Consider the following 20,210-nt stretch of genomic DNA (forward strand, 5'->3'; position numbering starts at 1 on the left):
CCACATCACGGCCACCCTCCCGCCGACTCCCCCTGCCTGACCGGCAAGTGACCAGATGGGGCCACTTCGCGGCCACCCCTGCCCTCAGAAATTTCAGCTCGGACTACCGGCTCAGTAGCTCGGACACAAGGTTCCCGCATCCTCATATTGATGGGAGAGACAGAGCCGTCAGCGAGCCCAGCGAACGTCCATGTCTTCGCTGTCTCCCCGGTGCAACGTGCGTTCCCTTGCATCGTGAGCGCTTGAACTCGGCCAGGACGTACGAGGAAGCGATAGCGCTAGCGCCGCGGGCAGGTGGAGACCGTGCGCAATAGGTGAGGGTCCATTCGCAAAGGTGTAGCCCCATACACTTTGCACACGATCAAGCGACACTGTCTGGATTCCTCGACGCGGTCAACAGCTCGACACCGGACTCACGCGATGACGCCCGCAGGGTCGCGGTTGATTCTCGGAGGTCCGTGTCATCTCCTTCTGTCCCATGCCGCGTCTACTCTGTGGCCATGACTGATTCTTCCGCGACACCTCATGGACGACCATGGCAAGCGCGCCCCTCGGATGACGCTGTTGCTCACCTCGTTGACGCGATCACCAGACTCAACGCGGATGGGGATTTCATGGCACGCGCAATCACTGACTCTCTCCTCGCCGAAAGGCCCGTCTCGGATGAGTCACGGCTGTCGACAGAGGAAGTCGACTTCCTGATCAGATCTGGAAGCTTCACGGAGGAGAAGCTTCAAGAGACGGCCGCTCGCTTGGCACGAGGCGAGCTGCAGTCGAATGTCGTGAGGACGCTTTTGTCGAGCCTGTACGACAGCTTGTCGGCGGACGATGTCGAGGGATTCCTGGATCTGAGCGCAACGGAGCTCGACGAACTCATCGCCGCTGGCGGGATTTACGCGGTTGAAGTTGCTGGCAGGCGACGATTCCCGTCGTGGCAGTTCAGCCTGTCTTCGCAGGGGAAGCTCCTCCCCCACCTCGCCGAAATCATCGGTCTGGTCGAAGACGATCACTGGATCTCTGTCTCGGGCATGATGCACACACCGCAAGCCAACATGGTGACTCGTGGAAGGCAGACACCGGTCGAGTGGTTCCGCAGCGGCGGTGGCATCGAGGCGCTGAGACAGATCAAAGAAGGCCAGAAATGGCGGTGAGGAACCCCACCCGGATCTACTATCGACACTCGGATGTGCGCGAGAAGACGCCTTCCGGACGAGGCACGTAGCGCCGATCGACCGCCGAGGTGTCTAGAGGTTGTCAAGACCCAATTTTTACTCCTTTCCTGCGTGAGAACGTTCGTTTCAGCAGTGCCCACGGCGAATGACCCACATATCTTGGTCTTCGTGATGATCAACAACTTGGCGGAGCCCCCTGGCGACGGCTCACATAAGACACGCCCGAGCACCCCTGGGTCGGCGCAGTTCTTTGTGTCCGTTGAAGCGACGGCGCCGAGCAACGAACAGTGAGCGCCTCCATGACCTTCGGCACGGAAGACGCGTTGGAGGACTTCCTCACGCAGCGGTGGAGTGCGGTCTGCACGTTTCTGGGGATCGATCTGCTACTGATCGGCCGACAGGTTCGCTTTGTGCCCGATCGCCAACTTGACCTGCTCGCCATTGATATCGCGGGACGGCTCTACATCATCGAACTGAAACTCGGCGAGACGCCGGATCGGACCGCCGCCCAGATCCTCGAGTACCGCCAACGCATCAAGCGGCAGACGCTGCACGAGCTCATGAAGACCCTGCGGCCGGGGACGCTTCGAGTTAACCTTGCAGCCGCGTTCGAGCAGCACTTCAACCGCGCACTCCCGCAGAGCATGGCGACTCCCCCAGCCGTCGTGGTGATCGCACGTGCGATTACGCCGCGGATCGCCAACAGCGTTCTGGAACTCTTGGATCTCGGATACCCGATATCCGTTTACACGTATGTCGTTATTGATCGGACTCTGCAACTCAAGCAAATCGGGCAGGAGGGCTTGATACAGCTAGGGCAATCGCCAAAGTGCGACCGCCGCGCGGTCGACACATCACCGGCCCAAACTCCGCACCGATCCGGCCTAGCGATCGAGTGGTTCTGGGCTATGCAGTCGCAACAGTTCCGCGCATCGATCGTGACGTTCCGAACGGTATGGGCGCTGTATGAGGAGTGGCACTATAAGCAAGTCTCTACGGGGGTGAACCTAACCCTCTGCAACCAAGGCGAACTCGGTTCCAAACTTAAGTCGATTGTGGAGAACAGCGGGGACTGGAAACACGTATACATCGCTTCAGGCGTTTCACCCGACCCGTTCATGCCGACCGCTGAGATCCCCCCGTACGTACGCAAGTATCACGCCAGACACACCACTGTGGCGTACCTGCGCACAACCGCCCCCGCCGAAGGTCTGTCTTCGACGAAGCAAGGCGGTCGGATTTGGCGATTGCTCAGCCGCAACCGCTTCTACTCGGCTGTGATCGCGTTCGTTCGCCTCAAACAGATTGGAGACGCATGATGTCACCGAGTGACGCCGAACACACTCCCATCACGCAGATCAGAGTAGGCGATACGGTGCGACTGACCGGAACTGCATGGGACGAAATCGAATCGATCTCACCCATAAAGTTCGACCGCGTGCCCCGGGTTGGCGAAGAGCACCGAATCGTCGGCGGGTCAGTTCTGGGTCCGTTCTTCTTTTTAGCGGGCACGCCCTGGGCCGTTAACGACACCTACACCGCCGTGGTGCTACGCGACAGTATGAACATCCACGACATCGTGCGTGAGCTCAATGCGGCCCTCGGCCCGACGCTCGTGGCGGGAATCGCTGGATCCAAGGATCGCAAGCTCCCGAGCCGCTGGGGCAAAGCTGACGGACCCGAGCCACGCTCGGAAGCCTCGAAACGGCTGACCTTTGCACACCAGAAGTGGCTGCTGCTGGCCACGGTCGAAGGTGACGACATCGCGCGGCAGTGGTTCATCGGCGGGAACCCGCGCCTACGGGAGGACACTCCGATCACGGCGATCCGAGAGGGGCGTTACGGCGAGGTCACCGACGCCGTCGAGTCCTTCATCGCCGGAACAGCCAACGCCTGACGCAGCTGCGCATGTGTTCATCGTTCGCAGCACCACCTGTAGCCAACCTTGCTCTCGCCCTCCTGCCGCCCCTCACAGGGCGCTTCATTGCCGCGAGCGGCTCCTGAAGGCCCCGGCAATCGGCTCTCGAGAGCGCCCGCCTCGCGCGCCTTGGGCCCTGACTTACGCTTCTCCTGTGGACGATCTCCAGAAACAGCGAGAGCTACATCAGCTCCGCGACGACGCACTCAGCACGCCCAATTGCGCCAAGTGTCTGCACCCGATGGAGCCCGCTGAGCGAGACGGAACTCCCGTCTGGTCGTGCCCCGACTGCGGAGCTGATCAAGCCTTGGTCTGAGGCGTATCCTCGGTTCCATGTGCGGCCGATTCGCGAACGACGCCAAGACAGACGAGCTGATCCGAGAGTACGTCGCCGGCGGCGGCAAGCCCGACGACTGGTGGAAGTCGTGGGCCGGTGCCTACTCGGTGGCACCGACGGAGGACGCACCGATCGTCCGCAATCGCGGCGAGGGGCGGATCCTCGAGCTGGTGCGCTGGGATTGGCAGAAGCCGGCGAACCGCCCCAAGGGGGGGCCGGTCATAAACGCTCGGATCGAGAAGCTCGCTCAGGGCTTCTGGGCGCCCGCCTTCTCAGCGGCAAGATGCATCGTTCCCATGCGCGGCTACTTCGAGTGGACGGGCGAGAAGCCCCCTAAGACCCCGCACTTCCTTCACGGCGACGGACTGCTCTCGGCGGCCGGTCTCACTTGGTCGATGGAGCTGCCGAACGGCGAGAAGTCGCGCTGCTTCGTCGTCATCACCCGCGAAGCGCGCGACGCCAGCGGTGAGGTGCACGACCGGATGCCCGCGTTCCTGACTCCCGACACCTGGGATGCCTGGCTCACGCCGGAGAAGCTCACCGGTGACCGGAAGACGGAGACCTTGGCGATGCTCGAGCACACCTCGAGCGACATCGCCTCCACCATCCGCGAACACATCGTCGACCCCACTGACCCGACTCTGCTGGAGCCGGTCGCCTGAACGGAGACACCGTGACCGACCCAGAAGACCAGGCGCGTCTCGCGCGTCTCCAGGAGATCCGAGAGGGCATGGAGGCACTTCAGATCGAGGCTCTCGCCGAACGCGGAGGAAAGACCTTCACGACCGAAGAGACGCTCGAGTTGATCCGGCGACATGATGATGCCGCAGACACGGTGGGGAGACTGGGTCCCGGGTGACTGGAGCCGGATCCGGCAGTCCTGGGGAGTGCCCAGTCATACGTCGACGCAGACGTGACGATCGACGAGTTGATCGAGCACGCGAAACATCGCGCCAGCACGGGGATCCCACTTCCGCGGAATCTCAAGGATTTCGTGCGCTCCGGTGCTCTCGGTTGCTGGGGCACTCCGATCAGAGACCCCCAGCAACCGAACGCACCTGAGCGGCTCGCGGCTCTCGTGTTTACTGCGCTGGCTTCCAGTACACGCTCGGTGAGAGCTGCTCGAATCCATCGGGTGTCGTTCCCGTGTCACCCGTGAACCAGAACGAGGGTCCATCCAGAACGTTCACCCGAACGGGGAGCGAGTCCCCGCACAGGCCCTGACTCTCGTCGTCTTCCGGGACGGCCACGACGCAATACGAGGTCACATCATCGACCTCAACGGACCGACCGATGAACACTCGCCAGCCCTCGTCCTCGCCCGCGAAGCGAACGGTGGACTCGTCCAGCTGCAAACCGCCGACCTCGTCCACCTCCGCAGGCAGGGCGTCTTCCGCGTTCGCGGTTTCGCTCAATTCCGGGGTGCGGTCCGGTTGCGCGACGCAGCCGGCGAGCAACCCGATCATCAGCACTGACGCTCCGAACAGCACAGGTCTCTTCATGCGATCCATCAAAGCCGATATCGGCACTGAATACCCCAGGTTGTCCCTGGTGTCGGGGAACTGTACTTCCACTGACAGTACGACTGGGTGGTCATCGTGGCGTGAGTGACCTCCGCATGCCTGTATGCCTGCTGTGATCCGACGCCGACCTGCGTGATGCGAACTTCGGGGAGAACGACCGGAGTCGTGACATCTCCGCCGTTCATGGACCGGTTGGAGGTCGAGATCGTCTGGTTCTGCGACGTCTGTCCGTTGAAGTACGTGTTCCAGGATGCTGCAGATGCAGAGAGCGGGATACCCAGAACGAGCAGCACCGTCAACGCTGCAGCGCCGGCCGCGACGCCGGCGCTGCTACGGCGGTTCACTCCGGCGCCTTCGTGTAGTCGCCAGGCTCACCAAAGCCCGGGAGATTGATCGTCGCGCCGTCGTCGGCCACGAGCTTCTCCGCGGTCTGGCCGACGGCGAAGGGGTCACCGACGAGGAGGTTCGGGTGCAGAGCGCTGAGATCCTGGTTCGTCTTCGCTCCGACGAGCGAGTCAGGCAGGAGGTAGGCGACAGTCGCACCGTCGACCGTGTTCGCCTGGATCGGAACCCCGTGCTCCATGAAGTCCTTCTCAGGTATGCACGACGTCATCGCGATGTCCATCGATCCTTCGAATGTGACAGTCAGGCAGATGTCGCCTTTTGAATCGACGGCCGTCCAGTACGACGCCGTTCCTTCGCTGCCCAAGAGCTGAGACGTCGCCCGGATGCTGGAATCCACGTCGAAGTTCGACGGGATCTCATCAGCGCTGGTGCGCTTGTCATCGATGAGACTGACACTGTTGCCCCAGTCGCCCGTGTCCGCTGCCGCATTCGCAGATGGTGTGTTCATCGCCAGGGAGATCACCCCTGCCGCGACGATCGCAGTGGCTGCGGCCGCTGCCACGGAGATCGTTATTGATCGACCCGTTGCCTTGTCCATGAGTGCTCCTTAGTACGTGTACTTGCAGTTGAGGGTGAGGCGGGTGCCCGCAGGGGTGTTCCAGGGCGGCGGACTATCATTTCGCCACTGGCAATACACCTGAGTCGTGACCCGCTCGTGAACATAGTTCGTGGTCGTCGAGCCGAGACCGTTGAAGTTACCCACGCCCACCACCGTTGCCCGCGTCTGCTCCCACTGGCTCCCAGGCGTGGCAGCCACAGAGCCACCATTCATCGCGTGCGTCGAGCTGGTGATGGTCTGGTTGCGGACTGTTGAGGTGTTCGCATAGGTGGTGGTTGCGGCTTCGGCAGGGATACTTACCCCCAGCACGAACAGGGCCGACAGAATCGACGCAGCAGATGCCTTTCCCAGCCCGCGCTTTCGCCGTTTGGGCCGTTGTCGATTCATCCCACCAGTTGACACCGGATTGTTGGAAATAAGAGATTGCACCATTGCCTCCTTTTCGCCTGAACCGTACCCTTGGAAATTCGAATACACAAGGAAAACCCCAGTTAAGACCCTATTTGTCCCCCAGATGGGGGACAGAGTAGCGGGCCTGTGTCCGCCATCTGGGGGACACATAATCACTGGTCGATGCGTCGCCGCGACCTGGGGTGCGGAACGCGCGTGCACCGACGCTGGCAATACGCGAGCACGCCTCAGATGACGCCATCTCCACAATTCGCGAGTACATTCGCGACCGGAAACTCGGCAGTTTGCGCACCGCCTTTGGGCAGTCGAGCATCCCCTGTCGGTCTCCTCCTCGTCCCCTGATCGTCAGAGGCGACTGACCAGGATGTCCCACCCCGTACCTACACTGATACTTCGGCGGTCTGGACCGCCACGCTCCGAGTCTGACTCCCCACGCGGGTCAGACGCAGAGGACAACCGAGGCGGATCCAGAGCTGCAGTACCTGTCGAATCACCTTCTCTCTCATGAGGGCGTCGCAGGCGTGGGGGTCGACGTCCAGAAATGAGATCGAGTTGCCTGATTCCACCAACCGCGATCCCGCCATCACGCGCGACGCGAAGGCCTGGCGCGATGCCGCCGGCATGAAGTACACCGAGGCGCTGCGCCTCGTCGCGGAGCCGCTCCACCAGGGCATCCTCGGCGATCGCATCGTCATTCGGGACCTGCTCCGCGTGCTCGAGGAGGATCCGCTCCTCGGTCGGAATGGCTACGCCGGCAGGTTCGGCCGCACCGGTCTGCGCGCCGAAGTAGCCATGCGGGACGAGCTCTCAGCCGGGGTACTTCGCGAGGTGCTCCTGTCGGTCGAGGCACTGCGGGTGTTCTCTCACTCGAAGACCCTCGCTCCAGGCGGCACTCCCCCGATCACCGCGTCGGGGATCCCCTTCGACACCAGCCTGATCGACATGTACTCCCGCGAGTGGGTGAGCAGCTACGAGCTGAAGCACACGGTGGAGCGTCTACTCGCTCCGATGGGTCTCTACGTCTCGAACGGTGCTGTGATCCTCGCGGCCACCATGATCGGGCTGCCCATCGTGCGGTTCGATGAGAGCAACCCGAACATGAGCATCGGGGTTCGCAGGGAGGAGCACGACAGCCTGCGTCGGATGCTCGACGGCGACGGCGTGCGAAGCGACCACAACCACCTGCCCGGATACGCACGGCTACGCGCCGTGCTCGAGCGCGCAGCCGGCGAGCCGTTCGAGCAGGAGCTCGCTACCGCTCGAGGCTAGCCGCGCGCCAGCGCGGGGTCATAAGCCCGGGCCGGTCGGCACTGCTTATGACCCCCGACCCTACTTCCGCAGGATCTCGCGGATTTCGTGCGCTCCCGTGCGCTGAGTTGCTGGGGCACTTCGACAGAGACCCCCAGCAACCGAGCGCATCCGAGCGCGCATTGCCTCTGAACGAGGTCTAACCCGGGTCCGGACCTGCGGCTGCACTTCCCTCGAGCTCGCGAAGCCGCTTCAGCTGTGCCCACGGCCAGAACGCGATCCACCCGATCGAAACGATCGAGCCGCCCATGATCATCGAAGCGATATCCATGCGCTTCACGCTACGGACTCGGCGTGCCCGCGGTCATCCCCCGCGCGACGGATCCGGTCAGCCGGCCACTGCGGCTGGCGACCGCAACCTCAGAAACCTCACTATGCGGCGTCCACGTCGATCCGCGTGATTCCGGGAATTTCGTGTTTTCAACCTCAAAAACCTCAGTTGCTCAGCGAGCCTCGACCCCGCTCGTCACGACCGCCTCCTGGCCTGCGCTCGACGCTCACCCCACACACGACCTCGAGGAGAACGCCGATGGCTCTCATCTACAGCACGACCCCGCACGACACCGACGAGCTGGTTGCTCTGCGTCAGGTCATCAACGACAACGAGCGCGCGTTCTCGGATCTCAGGACCATCCACAGCCTCGACCAGCGGCGTCTCTCCGATGAGTACGACGCCCTCATGGCCGCAGCGACCGACGTACCCGACGCCGGAGCACCTGCAGGGCCTGGACATGGTCGCCGAGATGATGCGCGCCGGCACCGAGTACGGCGACCACCACGGTTCGCCCAGGCAGGTCGATCATGAAGCCGGGCGAGCTCTCCCCCGCAGCGTCGACTTCTCATCGTTCGTCTGCAGGATCAACATCCGCGCCCTCGCCCCGTACCGTGCCCGCTCGTCGCAGCACGCGTGGGCCTTCACGAAAGACGACATCGAGGCTTTCCGGGATGAGCTGACGAAGCGCTCGCTCGGCATCGCCTCCCACTGGCAACACGAGGATGGCGTGGCGTTTCAGGTGTTCAACGCCCGAGTCTGAGTCGCCGGCGCCCGACTACCGAGACGCCGGATCAGCGCCAGCTCGCGCGTCTGAGCGCTCAATACGCGGCACCAGTCGGACCAAGATCACCATGGCGATCAACTCCACCAATGTCTGAGTGACCACGGCCAGCGGCGCGATGCTCAAGGACGGAGGCAGTGCCAGAGCGAGCGGCAGAACGACAAGCGAGTTGCGAGTCGCGGCGGAGAACATCACCGCTCTCGTGGACGGCACATCTAGACGCGCTGCTCGACCGGCGGCGAGTCCCACCGCGACCGCGATGACGACGAACGCGACGTAGAGCGGCACCACCCGTAGGAGGGTCAGTGCTTGTGATCCGACGGCACTGATCTGGGATCCGACCACGACGGCGAGGGTCGCCATCATCAGGGGCACCATCGCTCCCGCCATCACCTCTTCGATCACCCGGCCAGCCCTCCACTTTCGGGCGATCGCCTGCACGACCGCCGCCGCCGCCAGAGGGACGACGATGAGGAGGAGGAACGCCTTCACGAAGGGCTCGACGTCGATGACGGCGAGCACATCTCCGCCTGCGAACATCAACAGGAACACCGGAAGCAGCAGGATCTGAACGAGCATCAACAGCGGGGCCGCGGCGAGCAGACGGGCGCGAGCTCCCCCGGCAAGCCCGGCGAACACGATCACGTAGTCGATGCACGGGGTCAGCAGAACAAGCAGCACCCCGAGCAGCAGCCCTCTGTCGTCAGCGACGAACCGGGAGAGCGCCCACGCGATCAGGGGCACGACGACGAAGTTCGCCACGAGCACGGTGCAGAGGAACCTCACATCCCGAAAAGCCCGTCCCACCTCGATCAGAGGCACGCCGAGGAACGTGGCGAACAACAACAGCATGAGGACCGGCTCGATCGAGTGCTCGAGCGTCGGCGCGAGCTGCGGCGCCGACAGGCCCACGGCAACACCGATGAGGATCGCAGCGACGTACAGGGCGATCTGGTGGCGATCCCACCACTCGACGAGAGCATCGGTTCTCATGTCGGAGCCTCGACCGTGGACGCCGTGTCCGCGCACGCCGACGCGCCGGCTCTCGCGAGCACACACTCCGTCCGGCACCGGTCACCACTATCCGGGCACGCAGAGACATGCTCGGCAGCGTCGACCAGGCGTTCGCGCAGCCGGGTGAGCACATGCAGGCGCTCATCCACGTCACGCAGCCTCTCCTCGAGCTTGGGCCGCCAGGTGTCTCTCACCTGGGTGCAGCTCTCGCTCTCCACCACCTCGAGCAGCTCGGCGATCTCGGGCAGAGACATGTCGAGCTGCTTCGCGCCGTGGATGAAGGACAGGCGATCGATCGCGCTGTCGTCGTAGTCGCGATATCCGTTCGCGCCACGGGCTGATCTCAGCAGGCCGACGGTCTCGTAGAACCGCAGCGCGGTCGCCGGGATGCCGGACCTGCGGGAGAGCTCGGAGATGCGCACGACTCGACACTAAACGTTCGAGTGGAGTCGAAGGTCAAACGGTGCCGCCCCACGCCCATCGGCATCGCCACCGAGCGCTTACCCAGGTTCGGCATCAAGTCCGCGTGTCGCCGACTGTGCCGCGCCAGCACTGGAAACGCGCTCTCATCTGCTCAGCCCCTTCTTACTTCCCTGTCTGGCCGTTTACCGACGATAAGACCACTCATCGCAACTATCCAAGGCGTAGTCGCCACGGAAGGGGACGGCCGCGATCTCTACCAGCGACCCACTGTTTCACACCGCCCCCAAGCGGATTCCGCCCGGGGCACCGTGGCGTGGCCCGGGTCCGCCAGCGCCAGGCCGCGGCGACCGAGCGCTCCCCTCGGCGACCGAGACGCGACCGATAGGGCACGCGCAAGAGGGGTCTCCGCCTATGCAGGCGATCCGCGCTCAAGCAGATCCAATGAGGTGTCGGGCGGCCACCGCCGACAGCGACGTTGTCGGTGACGACCGAGATGTCCTCTGGATATGTGCTGAGTAAATGGGAGCAAACGACAGGCGCGGAACGTCTTCCAAGCGTTTCTCTCACTTTGGTGGAGTCGCCGCGAACGATGAAGCCGTCCCCGCGCCGAATCAGAAGAACTTACAGGTGGCCCTCGCCATATATTCGCGGTTTTTGTGCCGACGGCACCCCAACTCACGATCGATAAGATTAGACACCAGTCGCGAGTTTCGAATGGGAGAGGCACGAACCATGGCGGAAAAGACCAAACCGAGGCTGATCGAGCACATCGGGGTCCTCGTCGATGACCTCGAAACGGCGATCGCGCGCTGGGAGTCGGTGATGGGATACACATTCGGCCCCATCTGCCGCTATCGTACCGACTCCTGGATCGACAGCAGCCAGGCGGGACCCCACCATCACGACGCGCGACTCGCTTTCTCCAACGAGGGCCCACCGCGAATCGAACTCATGGAAGTGACCGGCAGCGGCACCCACGGACCCTCGCAGCGAGGAATCCACCACTTCGGAATCGTCCAGATCGATGAGGCTGACGAGCTACGCCGATCTTTCATCGAGCGCGGTATCGCCGTCGATGGCGCGTCGCTCGACGAGGCAGGCCGAGCGATCCTGTGGTTTACGGATCCAGAAGCACTCGACGGGATCCGTCTGGAGTTCGTCGGCGTCGAGCCACAGCCTGCGTTCTCCGACGACGGCGACCCGCTGGTAATAGGGCCGGACGGCGAACCTGTCTTCGACTGATCGCCACTGCTGTGGGATCGAAGAACAGGTCGAACCGACGCTCGTCGGCCTCCCGGTCAGCAAAGCTTCAGTCCCTGTGCGCGATCGCAGCAGCTTCGTCAAGAACCGAGGTGAACGCGTCGGGATCGTGAGCGAACCTCCCGAGGAATACTCCGTCGACCGCATCGCCGAGTCTGGTGAGCAAGCCGGGACCCGCCGAGCCTCCGTAGATGACGACGCTGCCTTCTCGATCGCGATGGGCGTTTAGTTCGGCCCGTAGCGCGCGGGTGACAGTTGAGATGTGCTCGTCTTGGGCCGGGCGGTCCGCCCCAATCGCCCACACCGGCTCGTAGGCGATGATGACGGCGCCCGGGGGGACCCCCTCGAGATTCGCGGCCATCTGCTGGACGTTCAGGAGCGCCGCCGCTCGAGCGCCGAGATCCGCGGCTTCTCCCACGCAGACCAGAGGCGTGATCCGGTGGCGGAGAGCGGCGGTGGCCTTCGCAGCGATCAGCGCGTCCGTCTCGGAGAACAGGCGTCGACGCTCGGCATGGCCGACCTCGGCCACGCCGACGCCGACCTCAGCGAGCTCATCGGCACTCACCTCGCCGGTGAAGGCGCCAGGTGGCTCGGCCGAGACGTCCTGCGCACCGATCAATACAGGTATTCCACGAAAGGCGCGGAGGGCGGACGGGATCTGCAGGTACGTGGGGATGACAACCACCCGCACCGACTCATCGATCACGGCGGGAACCTTGCGGACGCGCTCGGCGATCAGGGTGAACCACGCTGTCGCCTCAGCGTTGCTGAAGTACGTCTTCAGACTCACCGCCACCGTGACTTGCCCCATCAGCAGGATCCGAAGCTCTCGTACTCGACGATCACGGCGACCTTCTCGGCAGAAGCGGAAGTGGTGTCGAAGCGGTAAGTGAGCCATTCCCGGACGAGGCGACGCGCAAGTTCGATACCGACTACGCGTTGTCCCATGGTGAGGATCTGAGCGTCGTTTGAGAGCACACCGCGTTCGACAGAGAAAGAATCGTGCGCGGTGACGGCGCGGACCCCGGCGACCTTATTGGCTGCTATCGCGACTCCTAGGCCGGTACCGCAGATGAGCAGCGCGCGATCGGCTTCGCCCCTCGCGACCATCTCTGCGGCGGCAATCGCGACGCGCGGGTATGCAGTATGTCCCTCCGCATCGACGCCGACATCGACGACCGATGCCACGTCGGCGTTGGATTCGAGGTCTCTTTTGAGAATCTCTTTGTAGTCGAAACCGGCGTCGTCGGCGCCGACCACGAGACGAAGGGGCTGAGTCATGGGGTGTCCTCTCCTGATGCTGCGAGCGTCGAGCCCACTGCGGCGACGATCAGGGCGAGCGAATGCGCGCCAGGGTCCGGGGTTCCCACGCTGTTCTGTCCATGCGTGCGCGCACGGCCCATGCGGGGAAGGAGGTCTGCGGTCGCAGCAGCGGAACTGACGGCGGCGTCCGCTGCAACGGCCCACGCGTTGCCCAGAGAAGCGCCCATGTCGACGGCGCGGGTCAGGGCTCCGGAGAATGGGACGAGCGCATCGACAAGCGTCTTGTCGCCGACCTCTGCCTTGCCGTAGTCCATTACGTTCCTCGCTCCGGCTGCGACGCCGGCGGCGATAGCCGACGCGTCTGGCGCACCAGCGTCTCCCAGCTTGGATGCGAGGGCCGACAGAATGACGCCCCATAGGGCTCCTGACGTTCCGCCTGCCTTATCAGACCATGCGTCGGCGGCACGTTCGAGCACCGTCCCCGCTCCCGCGCCGCCGGCGGCGGCGGCCTTCGCGGCTGCCAGTGCTGCGTGGGATCCGCGCTGCATCCCGATGCCGTGATCGCCGTCGCCGGCGACCGAATCGAGGCGCCCGAGTTCGTCCACATGCGCATCGACCGTTTCGACGATCGCCTGCACCGCAGCAAGTACCGTGACCGCGACGCCCTGCGACACGGCGTCGCCGAGCATGACGACCTCGGCTGTGTCGGCCATCGCGGAGGCATCCGACCTCTGCCGCGCGACGACAGAACCGCGACGGTAGGCGGGGGTATCAACTGGCGTGTCCCACAGGGTTGCCAGTTCGTCGTCGAGCCAGAAAAGAGTCAGCGAGGTTCCGGCCATGTCGAACGACGTGCAGTATTCCCCCACGTGAGGGTCGATCACCTCAAGCCCGTGGGCATCCAGAAGACGGGCGATACGGCGGTAGATGACGAACATCTCTTCGTACTTCAAGGATCCGAGCCCGTTGAGTAGTGGTATGACTCTGCCGTCCGCTCCCTCGGGACGCTCGTCGAGCAGACGCGACACCAGAAGTTCGGCGAGCTCGTCGGCGGTAGGGATGTCTGCTTCCGAGATTCCTGGCTCACCGTGGATCCCGAGCCCGACGGCCATCCGCCCTGGGGGAACCGCGAACAACGGCGCCCGCGCGCCGGGGAGCGTGCAGCCCGAGAACGCCACCCCGAAAGATCGGGTGCGGTCGTTCGCCTTGGCTGCCACCGCAGTCACAGCGGCGAGGTCGTACCCGGCCTCTGCTGCGGCCCCCGCGGCGCGGAACACCGTGAGATCTCCCGCGATGCCCCGGCGTCTGTGTCTCTCGGAGAGCGGCGCAGATGCGACATCATCCGTCACCGTGACCGTCGCCGAGTCCACCCCATCTGCACGCAGCCGCTCCTCCGCGACATCGAAGTTGAGGACGTCTCCGGCATAGTTGCCGTAGGAGAAGAACACGCCGCCGCCCTGATCGGCGGCCTTCGCGACCGCGTATACCTGCTGCGTTGACGGCGATGCGAAGAGATTCCCCATCGCCGCGCCATGCGCGAGACCCTGACCGACCAGGCCTCCGAACGCGGGATAATGACCAGACCCCCCGCCGATCACGACAGCGACCTGGCCCGCCGCCGAGCTCGTCGACCGCACCACGCCGCCGGTCACCCGACGCACATAGCGGCCGTTGGCCGCCACGAAGCCTTCGATCATCTCATCCGCGAAATCAGCCGGATCGTTCCACAGACGTGTCATTGTTCTCCTCGCTGAGCCTGCGCACACTTGCGTGTGCAGGTGAGACACCGATCGTGTCTGTCTCCCAGACTGGTCGAGCGTCTCCCGATGAGCTTGCTCGAAAGGGTCATCTTCTTGAGAACGCGCGCCAGCGATCAGTGCCTGTTCACGTTGGGCTCTTCGCCCTCCCCCTCGCCCTCATCCCGATGACCATAGTGACCAACGACCCGGTGACCAGCAGGGAGAGGAGGTTTGGCACCGCCACGAAGGCATCGCCGCCGAGCACGCCGTAGGCGACCCACAATGCGAACCCGGGCATCAGTATCGCGAAGTATCCGAGCGAGACATCATCGGAGGACCGCGTCCGCGCGAGCCTCACCATCTGCAGGATCGGGGCGACAGACATGATCACTCCCCACGCGGATGCGGTGAAACCCACGATGTTCAGCAGTTCCATCGTCTGCGTCCTCTCCAGGAACACAGGCGGCACACCTCATGCCGGATCATCGAGGGAGATCGTATGCAGAAGCACATCGCGAACGAGCGCGCCCAGACTCTCGGCCCCCGTCTTGGCACGGATATTGGCTCGGTGCACGTCGACAGTCTTCACACTCACGCCGAGCGTGGTCGCGATGACCTGAGAGGGAAGACCAGCTATTACTCCGGCGAGCACTTCCCGCTCTCGCGGCGTCAGCCGAGCTACCTTCTGCGCCACTTCAGCCCGGCTCCGTTCGGCGGCGAAGGCTGCTCCTGCGATGTTCACCTGCCGCTGAACCGCGTCCAACAGGTCCTGCGGGTCGTAGGGCTTCATCAGAAAGTCGACGGCACCGTGCTGCATCGCTCGCACAGACATGCCCACATCCCCGTGCGCGGAGCAGAAGATGACGGGCCCCGGATAGCGGCGGCGCTCCAACTCCTCCTGGAGCTCGAATCCGCTCATCCCCGGCATTCGCACATCCACGATCACCACCGCCGGCTCCTCCGGGTCGAACTCCGCGAGGAACGAGCGCGCGTCCGGATAGTGCAGACCGACGATGCCCACCGTCTGCAACAAGAACACCAACGAGGATCGCAGTGCGTCATCGTCGTCGACGATGTGGACGACAGGCGAGGGCTCCGGTTCGCCTGGCTCGGTCATCCGCTCTCCTCCGTGACGAGGGGGAGAGCGAAGCCGAACTCCGAGCCGTGATCGGGCAGACGCTTGGCCCAGATGCTCCCCTGCTGGCGCGTCACGATCCGTTGGCTGAGGACAAGGCCGATGCCTGATCCTCTCGGCCTCGACACGAAGCTCTGTTGGAAGGGATCGAACGCGATGCCACTGCCGTTGTCGGTCACTGTCACGACGCCGACGCCCGCGCCCGCCCCCACCTGGACCCGCAATCGCCGGGCGCCTTTCTCCAGGCCCGTTAGCTCCTCGATCGCGTTGAAACAGAGGTTCAAGATCACCTGACCGATGAGCACACGCTCACAGCAGACCATGATCGGATCATCTCCGAGGTCGACCTCGACCTCGACCTCGACGGGCTTCGCGCGCAGACGGACGAAGTAGCTGGACTCCTCGACTATCGTTCGCAGGTCGGCGGCTTGGGCGTCCTGCTCCTGGTGTCCGACGTACGACCGCACACTTGTAACGACGGAAGCCGCCCGATCGATCTGACGTCGTGCGAGCCCGACCGCCGAGCGCACCTCCTCCGTCACCGGTGTCTCATTCGACACCCCGTCGAGATGGGCGGTCACTCCGCGCAGATAGTTGCTCGCCGCGGACAGCGGTTGGCCGAGCTCATGGGCGATCGTCATCGCCATGTCGCCCATCGCCGTATACCTCGCCAGATAGTTCTCGCGATACCCCTCCCGCGCACGGTGGGCATCCGCGTGGACACGATCCGAGACGTCCTGGAGGACCACCAGATAGCCGTCGCCGGCGTGCTCCTCGAGCCGCTCCACTGTCCCTTCCAACCACACGTCCTCGCCCTCACTTCGACGGACGAGCAGCCGCACTCTCGAGACCGGCTGGGCGCTCTGACGGAGCTCGTCCCACGTAATCCGCGTATCACCCTGATGAATCTCGGCGCGATCCTCGAGACGGCCGGGCTCTTGTCCGGGGGCGATGCACAAGCTCGCCAACGCCGCATCCGTCGCGTACTCGACGGCACCGTCGGCATCCAGTACCAGGATGTTCACGCTCGCGTGGTGACCGATCGCGCTGACGTAGGAGTTGGTGATGTCTAGCTGACGCTGGACTGAGAGCTCGCGCTGTATGTCACGGAACTGCACCATGACGGCCAATCCGCGCGACAGCCTCACGCGCGTCGCGATCGCCTCTGTGGGGATCACCCGACCTGACCGGGAACGATAGTGCCACTCGATGGAGCTGTGCCCGCTCTCCACTGCGGCCTGCAACCAGGCGAGACCGATCGCGCGATCGTACTGATGTGCCGGGCTCGACATGTCCGGTGCCTTCAGCGGCTTCAGCTCCGTGATGCTGAACTCCAGCATCCGGGATGCTGCCGCATTCGCCCAGAGGATCTCCTTCGTCTCCGCGTCGTGAAGAAGTACGCACATAGGAGTGGCATCCCACAGGAAGAAGAAGTCGCTCGAGACGAGGCCGTCCGATTCGAGAGGAGTCGGATGCTGTGCGGGTTTTTGCTCGGACATCGGACTCCCTGGCGTCGGTGTGGTTACCCCTTCATCATCCGCAACAGCAGCTGTCGACACATGCGCACAGGCGACGTCGCCTTGGAGGTGAGCGACAGCCTGGCGGAACGCGGCCGCTCAGTAGAGTTCGATCAGCAGCTTCCGTCCGAGCGAACGCGAGACGCACAGGGCGATCTTGTCGCCCTCCTTCTTCTCCGCGGCGGAGAGGCAGTTGTCCCGGTGGTCGGGGACCCCCTCGAGCACTCCGGATATGCAGGATCCGCAGATCCCCTCCTCGCACGACTTGAAGACCTCGATGCCGTTCTCCTCGAGGACGGAAAGGATCGACTTGTCCGCGGGGATCTCGAATTCCTCACCGGTGTCGAGTTCCACTTCGAAAGCGCTGTCGTCGCTCTTGTCGACCTCAGCTGCCTCGAAATGCTCGATGTGGAAGTTGTCTTCGCCGATCACATCGAGCACACCGTTGCGGACCGCATTCATGAACCCGACGGGGCCGCACGTGTAGACGTGGCTGTTGCTCGTCAGGATCGGACCCAGTCCAGCGAAGATCGCCGTCTGCTCGTCACGCGGAACGCCGATGTAAACACGAACGCTTCCCCCGAAGGATGCCGTGCCTTCGAGGAGCGTGAGGAACGCGGCCTCCTCCCGCGCTCGAGCGAAATAGTGCACTTCGAATCGCTCGCCCCGATCGTGGAGCTCGTATGCCATCGCAAGCAGCGGCGTGATTCCGATTCCTCCGCCGATGAGCATGTGCAGGTCGGCGTCATCTGCGAGAGCCAGCAGATTGCGCGGCTCCGCGATCGACAAGGCGTCCCCCTCCTGCACCTCGTGCAGCGCCTGAGAGCCACCGCGCGAGTCCGCTTCGCGTTTCACCGCGATCATCAGCGACCCCCGTTCGGAGGGAGGACTGCAGAGGGAGTACTGGCGCATGATGCCCGTCGGCCCCACGACGTCGATGTGCGCTCCACCACGGAAAGGCGGGAAGAGCTCGCCATCCGCCCGGACGAGACGGAGCGACTTGACGTTCTCAGCCTCCTGCGCTGTCTCGACGACGAGGACCTCGATCATCACGGCAGGAACCCGGCTGCAGAGACCACGTCGTCGCCGTCGATGAGGCGGATCACCTTGCGCACGATGCGATCGTCCGCTGCCGATGCGCCGAGCCTCACCGAGAAATCGATCTCCCCCACCCATACCTCGTGCACGCCGCGCTTGTAGCTGAAAAGGCTCTGCACGGCGCGGAACCTCACATCAATCCAGTTGCTGCCCTCGGTGATCGAGGCCGGAACTACACGCCCGAGTGTGCGCGCCGTCGCCGCTGCGTCCACAGCAGCGATGGCGTATCCCTCGGTCATTCGCGTCACACGCATCGCTCGCATCGTCGCGTCGTCGTACACCATGTTGAGTGTGTTCTCGAAGTCGTCCCGTTCCTGCTCGATCGGGATGATGTACAGAGCGTCCTTGGAGTACAGCTCTTGCCACTTCTCGTATTCCCGGTGGTCGAGGAGCTCCGCTTCGCGGTTGACCAGGTCCATGGCTCGCACCATGCGCCAGTCGTCCGAACGCACATCCGCCACCGGAAGCTGCCTGATGTGCTCTCCGCGCCCGGTCACCCAAGCGCCCGCCTTGGTCGTCTTGGTCGATTCAGTCATCGCCCATCATCTCCTTCCACTTCCCGTAGGCACCGCGCATACCGGTCTCATCCGTGACATGGGATGTCTTCCAGCCGTCTGCATCCACTCCTTCACGCCCTAGGCCCCGGTTCACCATGATCGGAAGCTCTGGCCCTCCGATGGCACCGCGCTGGACGCGGTCCCAGCCCTCGGCGTCGTCCGGTGTTCCGAAGCCGAAAGGACCCTGGAAGTGCTCGTGGGCACGTAGTCGCTCGCGGTTGACCGCGTCGACGATGTCGGCAGGGCCATCGGCCCCGAGTGCGACGTGTTCGATCCAAGTCTCATTCACAGCGACCGGGCGCAGCACCCGGAAGAAGGAGATCGACATCGAGACGTTGGGAAACAGGTTGAGGTTGAACCCCGTGCCGTGAATGTTGTGGACGAGTTTACGTATCTCCTCCTCAGCCACGCCGGCTTCGGCGAGCTCTGCCACGAGAGGGGCGAATCGAGCCTGCAGCGGCTCGCTGCCGTCATCCGCCTCCAGATCGGACCGCTCGGGCACCATTCGCATCACGGCGTGCCCGTTACCGAGGTCGTGGGTGACCGCCGCGGGATCGGTCATGAAGCTCATCATGTCGGCGGTCTCCGCATCGACCGACGCCATCCAGGAGCGGTGCACGATCGGGAAGTGATAGCCGTCTGTCGTGTTCTCGAGCTGGATCTTCCAGTTTCCCCGGTACTTGAACCGATGCGTGCCGAGCACCTTCACGGGATAGCCGCCGCCCTGCGCCATGAACCGGTCGATCCACACGCGTGCGTCGCCGAGAAAGTCCTCCAACGGCTCGATCTCATCGTTGAATGTGGCGAAGATCATCCCGCCGTACGTTTCGGTGCGCAGCTTCTTGAGTCCCATCCCTTCCTTGGACATGATGTTCTCGTAGCCGTCCGGGTAGGGGATGCCCCGCAAACTCCCATCCAGTCCATAGGACCACGCGTGGTACGGGCAGGTGAACCCGTTGACGTTTCCGGTGCGCTGCTCGCAGACACTCGCTCCACGGTGCCGGCAGCGATTGAGCATCGTGTGGATGTTGCCGCGCCGGTCCCGCGTTACGATCACCGGCTGTTCGCCGACGTGGGTCGATTTGAAGCTCCCTGCCTTCGGCAGCTCACTCTCATGGGCGACCCAGATCCACGTCTTCTCGAAGATCTTCCGCATCTCGAGGTCGAAGATCTGGGGATCTGTGTACATTCTCCCCGCGACCCGGTCCTCGAGGACGAGGTCCTGAGGGGGAAGGTCGCGGATCACGCGTGCGTCGAACGAACTGGTCATCGGCAGCCCTTCAATCTTTCGGAGTCCTGTGCACCGGTATCTCCGCCTGCGTAGACGACGACGCTCGGTACTAACCTGGCCAAACTTACGGAGCACCGCCCGCACCGCCAATCGGGGATGGCGCGCCCTCGGGTAAGTGATTTCCCTATATGAGGCAAGCGGCGGCATCAAGAGAATCGAAGTAGCCGCTCCCGGCATTCCCCGGGTTGCGGCACGCGCGAGGAGGTCACCGTGTCGAGAGCAGAA

The 20,210-nt window shown here is 63.8% G+C and carries 24 protein-coding genes; 9 read left to right on the forward strand and 15 right to left on the reverse strand.

All coding sequences use genetic code 11. The annotated features are described in order from the left end of the window. Window positions 1–500: 500 nt before the first annotated feature. The 6 genes from QRN21_RS00005 (at window position 501) to QRN21_RS00025 (ending at window position 4,286) form a co-directional block, all read left to right on the forward strand. Complete coding sequence (locus QRN21_RS00005) at window positions 501–1,151, forward strand: hypothetical protein (protein WP_285362787.1); 651 nt, start codon at window positions 501–503, stop codon at window positions 1,149–1,151. A gap of 320 nt (window positions 1,152–1,471) precedes the next feature. Beyond that, the gene (locus QRN21_RS00010; RefSeq protein ID WP_285362788.1) at window positions 1,472–2,491 is read left to right on the forward strand and encodes a PDDEXK family nuclease; all 1,020 of its coding nucleotides are present in this window, start codon (window positions 1,472–1,474) and stop codon (window positions 2,489–2,491) included. Continuing rightward, complete coding sequence (locus tag QRN21_RS00015; protein WP_285362789.1) at window positions 2,488–3,069, forward strand: hypothetical protein; 582 nt, start codon at window positions 2,488–2,490, stop codon at window positions 3,067–3,069. Before QRN21_RS00010 ends, QRN21_RS00015 begins: the two co-directional genes overlap by 4 nt. Before the next feature lie 175 nt (window positions 3,070–3,244). After that, a complete protein-coding gene (locus QRN21_RS17975; protein ID WP_350223938.1) occupies window positions 3,245–3,406 on the forward strand; it encodes a TFIIB-type zinc ribbon-containing protein in 162 nt (53 codons plus the stop codon). Between the two features lie 17 nt (window positions 3,407–3,423). Next, window positions 3,424–4,089: an SOS response-associated peptidase gene (locus tag QRN21_RS00020; RefSeq protein WP_285362790.1), complete on the forward strand. Its 666-nt coding sequence runs from the start codon at window positions 3,424–3,426 to the stop codon at window positions 4,087–4,089. A gap of 11 nt (window positions 4,090–4,100) precedes the next feature. Next, a complete protein-coding gene (locus QRN21_RS00025) occupies window positions 4,101–4,286 on the forward strand; it encodes a hypothetical protein (protein WP_285362791.1) in 186 nt (61 codons plus the stop codon). A gap of 223 nt (window positions 4,287–4,509) precedes the next feature. On the opposite strand, the gene QRN21_RS00030 is transcribed toward QRN21_RS00025, so the two are convergent. From QRN21_RS00030 to QRN21_RS00040, 3 genes are all read right to left on the reverse strand, one after another. Further along, window positions 4,510–4,917: a hypothetical protein gene (locus tag QRN21_RS00030; protein ID WP_285362792.1), complete on the reverse strand. Its 408-nt coding sequence runs from the start codon at window positions 4,915–4,917 to the stop codon at window positions 4,510–4,512. 373 nt (window positions 4,918–5,290) lie between these two features. Continuing rightward, on the reverse strand, window positions 5,291–5,893 hold the full coding sequence (locus QRN21_RS00035; RefSeq protein ID WP_285362793.1) for a hypothetical protein: 603 nt from the start codon (window positions 5,891–5,893) through the stop codon (window positions 5,291–5,293). Window positions 5,894–5,902: 9 nt separating this feature from the next. Further along, on the reverse strand, window positions 5,903–6,346 hold the full coding sequence (locus QRN21_RS00040; protein ID WP_285362794.1) for a hypothetical protein: 444 nt from the start codon (window positions 6,344–6,346) through the stop codon (window positions 5,903–5,905). Between the two features lie 531 nt (window positions 6,347–6,877). On the opposite strand from QRN21_RS00040, the gene QRN21_RS00045 reads away from it, so the two are divergent. Continuing rightward, entirely contained in the window at window positions 6,878–7,594 is a 717-nt protein-coding gene (locus QRN21_RS00045; RefSeq protein ID WP_285362795.1) for a hypothetical protein, read from the forward strand. A 178-nt stretch (window positions 7,595–7,772) separates the two neighbouring features. Here QRN21_RS00045 and QRN21_RS00050 read toward each other — a convergent pair whose 3' ends face one another. Next, window positions 7,773–7,904: a hypothetical protein gene (locus QRN21_RS00050; protein WP_285362796.1), complete on the reverse strand. Its 132-nt coding sequence runs from the start codon at window positions 7,902–7,904 to the stop codon at window positions 7,773–7,775. Between the two features lie 391 nt (window positions 7,905–8,295). On the opposite strand from QRN21_RS00050, the gene QRN21_RS00055 reads away from it, so the two are divergent. Further along, complete coding sequence (locus QRN21_RS00055; RefSeq protein WP_285362797.1) at window positions 8,296–8,667, forward strand: hypothetical protein; 372 nt, start codon at window positions 8,296–8,298, stop codon at window positions 8,665–8,667. A 15-nt stretch (window positions 8,668–8,682) separates the two neighbouring features. Here QRN21_RS00055 and QRN21_RS00060 read toward each other — a convergent pair whose 3' ends face one another. Together QRN21_RS00060 and QRN21_RS00065 are read right to left on the reverse strand one after the other, a co-directional pair. Continuing rightward, window positions 8,683–9,681, reverse strand: coding sequence for an arsenic resistance protein (locus QRN21_RS00060; RefSeq protein ID WP_285362798.1), 999 nt, complete (start codon window positions 9,679–9,681; stop codon window positions 8,683–8,685). Then, window positions 9,678–10,124 carry a MerR family transcriptional regulator gene (locus QRN21_RS00065; protein WP_285362799.1) on the reverse strand — a complete coding sequence of 149 codons (447 nt, stop codon included), beginning with the start codon at window positions 10,122–10,124 and terminating at the stop codon, window positions 9,678–9,680. The genes QRN21_RS00060 and QRN21_RS00065 overlap by 4 nt, the downstream gene beginning before the upstream one ends. A gap of 733 nt (window positions 10,125–10,857) precedes the next feature. Between QRN21_RS00065 and QRN21_RS00070 the strand changes: the two genes are divergently transcribed. Then, window positions 10,858–11,367, forward strand: coding sequence for a VOC family protein (locus QRN21_RS00070; protein WP_285362800.1), 510 nt, complete (start codon window positions 10,858–10,860; stop codon window positions 11,365–11,367). A gap of 67 nt (window positions 11,368–11,434) precedes the next feature. Here the strand turns inward: QRN21_RS00070 and QRN21_RS00075 are convergent, their stop codons facing one another. The 9 genes from QRN21_RS00075 to QRN21_RS00115 form a co-directional block, all read right to left on the reverse strand. Beyond that, window positions 11,435–12,196, reverse strand: coding sequence for a triose-phosphate isomerase family protein (locus QRN21_RS00075; protein ID WP_285362801.1), 762 nt, complete (start codon window positions 12,194–12,196; stop codon window positions 11,435–11,437). Further along, entirely contained in the window at window positions 12,196–12,666 is a 471-nt protein-coding gene (locus tag QRN21_RS00080; protein ID WP_285362802.1) for a ribose-5-phosphate isomerase, read from the reverse strand. The genes QRN21_RS00075 and QRN21_RS00080 overlap by 1 nt, the downstream gene beginning before the upstream one ends. Further along, window positions 12,663–14,387, reverse strand: a complete 1,725-nt coding sequence (locus QRN21_RS00085) for a dihydroxyacetone kinase family protein (protein WP_285362803.1) — start codon at window positions 14,385–14,387, stop codon at window positions 12,663–12,665. Before QRN21_RS00085 ends, QRN21_RS00080 begins: the two co-directional genes overlap by 4 nt. Window positions 14,388–14,532: 145 nt before the next feature. Then, window positions 14,533–14,823, reverse strand: coding sequence for a SemiSWEET family sugar transporter (locus QRN21_RS00090; protein ID WP_285362804.1), 291 nt, complete (start codon window positions 14,821–14,823; stop codon window positions 14,533–14,535). A gap of 36 nt (window positions 14,824–14,859) precedes the next feature. Continuing rightward, window positions 14,860–15,504, reverse strand: coding sequence for a response regulator transcription factor (locus QRN21_RS00095; RefSeq protein ID WP_285362805.1), 645 nt, complete (start codon window positions 15,502–15,504; stop codon window positions 14,860–14,862). Next, the gene (locus tag QRN21_RS00100; protein WP_285362806.1) at window positions 15,501–17,021 is read right to left on the reverse strand and encodes an ATP-binding protein; all 1,521 of its coding nucleotides are present in this window, start codon (window positions 17,019–17,021) and stop codon (window positions 15,501–15,503) included. Before QRN21_RS00100 ends, QRN21_RS00095 begins: the two co-directional genes overlap by 4 nt. A gap of 117 nt (window positions 17,022–17,138) precedes the next feature. Then, window positions 17,139–18,089, reverse strand: coding sequence for a PDR/VanB family oxidoreductase (locus tag QRN21_RS00105; RefSeq protein WP_285363166.1), 951 nt, complete (start codon window positions 18,087–18,089; stop codon window positions 17,139–17,141). Further along, window positions 18,089–18,673: an aromatic-ring-hydroxylating dioxygenase subunit beta gene (locus QRN21_RS00110; RefSeq protein WP_285362807.1), complete on the reverse strand. Its 585-nt coding sequence runs from the start codon at window positions 18,671–18,673 to the stop codon at window positions 18,089–18,091. The genes QRN21_RS00105 and QRN21_RS00110 overlap by 1 nt, the downstream gene beginning before the upstream one ends. Then, a complete protein-coding gene (locus tag QRN21_RS00115) occupies window positions 18,666–20,132 on the reverse strand; it encodes an aromatic ring-hydroxylating oxygenase subunit alpha (RefSeq protein WP_285362808.1) in 1,467 nt (488 codons plus the stop codon). Before QRN21_RS00115 ends, QRN21_RS00110 begins: the two co-directional genes overlap by 8 nt. Window positions 20,133–20,210: the final 78 nt, after the last annotated feature.

It is taken from the genome of Microbacterium sp. LMC-P-041, assembly GCF_030209555.1.
Classification (GTDB): domain Bacteria; phylum Actinomycetota; class Actinomycetes; order Actinomycetales; family Microbacteriaceae; genus Microbacterium.

Excerpts from the sequence above, each read along its gene's own strand:
- QRN21_RS00110 (WP_285362807.1), bottom strand. The coding sequence starts at position 18,673 with ATGACTGAATCGACCAAGACGACCAAGGCGGGCGCTTGGGTGACCGGG.
- QRN21_RS00035 (WP_285362793.1), bottom strand. The coding sequence starts at position 5,893 with ATGGACAAGGCAACGGGTCGATCAATAACGATCTCCGTGGCAGCGGCC.
- QRN21_RS00100 (WP_285362806.1), bottom strand. The coding sequence starts at position 17,021 with ATGTCCGAGCAAAAACCCGCACAGCATCCGACTCCTCTCGAATCGGAC.
- QRN21_RS00075 (WP_285362801.1), bottom strand. The coding sequence starts at position 12,196 with ATGGGGCAAGTCACGGTGGCGGTGAGTCTGAAGACGTACTTCAGCAAC.
- QRN21_RS00020 (WP_285362790.1), top strand. The coding sequence starts at position 3,424 with ATGTGCGGCCGATTCGCGAACGACGCCAAGACAGACGAGCTGATCCGA.
- QRN21_RS00050 (WP_285362796.1), bottom strand. The coding sequence starts at position 7,904 with ATGGATATCGCTTCGATGATCATGGGCGGCTCGATCGTTTCGATCGGG.
- QRN21_RS00105 (WP_285363166.1), bottom strand. The coding sequence starts at position 18,089 with ATGATCGAGGTCCTCGTCGTCGAGACAGCGCAGGAGGCTGAGAACGTC.
- QRN21_RS00080 (WP_285362802.1), bottom strand. The coding sequence starts at position 12,666 with ATGACTCAGCCCCTTCGTCTCGTGGTCGGCGCCGACGACGCCGGTTTC.
- QRN21_RS00015 (WP_285362789.1), top strand. The coding sequence starts at position 2,488 with ATGATGTCACCGAGTGACGCCGAACACACTCCCATCACGCAGATCAGA.
- QRN21_RS00010 (WP_285362788.1), top strand. The coding sequence starts at position 1,472 with ATGACCTTCGGCACGGAAGACGCGTTGGAGGACTTCCTCACGCAGCGG.
- QRN21_RS00005 (WP_285362787.1), top strand. The coding sequence starts at position 501 with ATGACTGATTCTTCCGCGACACCTCATGGACGACCATGGCAAGCGCGC.
- QRN21_RS00055 (WP_285362797.1), top strand. The coding sequence starts at position 8,296 with ATGAGTACGACGCCCTCATGGCCGCAGCGACCGACGTACCCGACGCCG.
- QRN21_RS00070 (WP_285362800.1), top strand. The coding sequence starts at position 10,858 with ATGGCGGAAAAGACCAAACCGAGGCTGATCGAGCACATCGGGGTCCTC.
- QRN21_RS00115 (WP_285362808.1), bottom strand. The coding sequence starts at position 20,132 with ATGCCGCCGCTTGCCTCATATAGGGAAATCACTTACCCGAGGGCGCGC.
- QRN21_RS00040 (WP_285362794.1), bottom strand. The coding sequence starts at position 6,346 with ATGGTGCAATCTCTTATTTCCAACAATCCGGTGTCAACTGGTGGGATG.
- QRN21_RS00060 (WP_285362798.1), bottom strand. The coding sequence starts at position 9,681 with ATGAGAACCGATGCTCTCGTCGAGTGGTGGGATCGCCACCAGATCGCC.
- QRN21_RS00095 (WP_285362805.1), bottom strand. The coding sequence starts at position 15,504 with ATGACCGAGCCAGGCGAACCGGAGCCCTCGCCTGTCGTCCACATCGTC.
- QRN21_RS00090 (WP_285362804.1), bottom strand. The coding sequence starts at position 14,823 with ATGGAACTGCTGAACATCGTGGGTTTCACCGCATCCGCGTGGGGAGTG.
- QRN21_RS00085 (WP_285362803.1), bottom strand. The coding sequence starts at position 14,387 with ATGACACGTCTGTGGAACGATCCGGCTGATTTCGCGGATGAGATGATC.